Annotated in this window: 3 protein-coding genes; all 3 read right to left on the reverse strand. The window is 49.8% G+C overall.

The genetic code is table 11. The annotated features are described in order from the left end of the window. Window positions 1-367, reverse strand: a 367-nt coding sequence (locus ACP5J3_RS14170) for a hypothetical protein (RefSeq protein ID WP_428496273.1), incomplete at its 3' end; no start/stop codon positions are given. Beyond that, the gene (locus ACP5J3_RS14175) at window positions 336-1190 is read right to left on the reverse strand and encodes an AAA family ATPase (protein WP_428496274.1); all 855 of its coding nucleotides are present in this window, start codon (window positions 1188-1190) and stop codon (window positions 336-338) included. The genes ACP5J3_RS14175 and ACP5J3_RS14170, both read right to left, overlap by 32 nt. Window positions 1191-1207: 17 nt before the next feature. Further along, the coding region (gene cmr6 / locus ACP5J3_RS14180) for a type III-B CRISPR module RAMP protein Cmr6 (RefSeq protein ID WP_428496275.1) at window positions 1208-1778 on the reverse strand (571 nt) is incomplete at its 5' end.

Genomic DNA, 1778 nt, shown 5'->3' on the forward strand with positions numbered 1-1778 from the left:
CACGGCGACTAGCCTGGTAATGAGATGTTGCGTTGAACTTACTCTCTATCTCTCCCAGAAGTCTCGCTGGCTCCTTCCTTGTCCTAGCCCCCCGGTCAAGATTACACTTACATTCAATCAAAATCTTCTCAGCTGGCCCCCTCGGGCCCACCAACACAAGTAGACAGTCCGGCAACGGCGGCAAATCGCCACTGTTCATACGCGCCGTAACATCATCGCATTTATAGGGGAAGGAGCTAGATACGTCGGGGCTACAGACGCAGTACGGCTTAGTACAGTAAGCCCCCCATTCGACGTCGACGCAACGGCTATCCTTTATGCTGTAGCCGCGGATTTTATGCCTCTGCGAAGGCCCTGGCCTCTGCATATGCGATCTTCTTCAACTCGTCCATGTTACTGATTCTTACAAACTCACCCTCTTTCACATAGTAGACAGACCAACCCCTCTTAAGAGCTGCCTTGACAGAAAGACCAATATGAGACTCCAAAATTACGAAAGACGGCAACGAAGTTAAGAACTCTATCACATCTACGGCCAAGTCGTAGTGTAGCCCAGTCTCAAAGGAGTCGGCTATCAAGACATCGGGTTCGCCGTAGGCGGCTAGAAGCAAGCCAAAAACTCTGACAAACCCACAAGCCAAGTGTTGCATATCAATCCACCGACCCCTCTCCTTTACAACGTTAAGATAGACGTCTTCAAGCCCTAGCAGGTAGAGCTTGCTCCTTACCCACTCGGCAACTTCAGCATTCCTAATGCTAATCCCCGGCGGACAGAGGTCGACATCCAGCAGATCCTCTACCAAGGAGTTGCCCACGGAGCAGGGGGCTACATATGACAGAGATAGCCGCAACCGAGCCTCCCCCCTCTCCCCGTCCACGTGCAACGCCACCCCAGTCCTTCTATCAATCTCAAGTCTGAACCTCTTGTCATCTATTTCAGCTGAAACGACGGCTCTGTCGGCCCCAAATCTAATAAAAGATTGAAGAGATTCAGGTAGTAGTCTACTGAGCACTTTCTTGGCGTTAACATCCTCGGATATGTGGCTTAACAAAGACGCAAAAGCTTGAATAAGACTAGATTTTCCAGAGCCATTCGGCCCATAGAGTAAGAGCTTACCCTTCTCATCTATTTCTACGATAGCATTTTCAATTTGCTTGAAATTACTTACTTCTATCCAGCCCGTGCGCATGATGTACGATTGTGATCCTATTTAAATATTCCGTAACCCACAGCAGTCTTAGCGCCCAGTCCAACACGGAGCGCCTCCTTCACAACGTTGAACAATTCTGTGGCGCATGACGAATTAGCTTCGCCACCCTCTATACCTACAATAAATGCAAAAACCGTGCCGGACCCCACGGTGGGGTATACGAGAGGTATTGGATCAGCTGCGGCTTCGTGAATATTGCCGCCCACCTCCTTGTAGTGAGGAGTCACGACATCTGGCTCCACCAACCTATCCCACTTAATTGGAAACGCATCAAACACAATCAACCTCCCCTCAGCAGACTGCGTGCCAAACAAAGAGTCTTTCTCCAACCCACATACAGAATTGGGAAGGGCCGCTCTCAACGCACCTTTCAGAGAAGTGGCTGGTATATAGGGAATATTGAAAATAGGATGCCACGAGATCCCGATCTCCAGAGGCAGATAAGGCCACTTGGTATGAATAACAAGCCTCGTCTCAAGCGTAAACTCAAACCTGTACACCGGCCTAAAAACCGACTTCGCAACCTCCATAACCGCCTCCACATACCGCCTAACAACTTCAGGGCGT

Origin of the sequence: Pyrobaculum sp. (assembly GCF_049971835.1) — an archaeon.
Lineage (GTDB): Archaea > Thermoproteota > Thermoprotei > Thermoproteales > Thermoproteaceae > Pyrobaculum.

Bases quoted from the DNA above. Each gene is read 5' to 3' on its own strand.
- ACP5J3_RS14175 (WP_428496274.1), bottom strand. From the start codon at position 1,190: ATGCGCACGGGCTGGATAGAAGTAAGTAATTTCAAGCAAATTGAAAAT.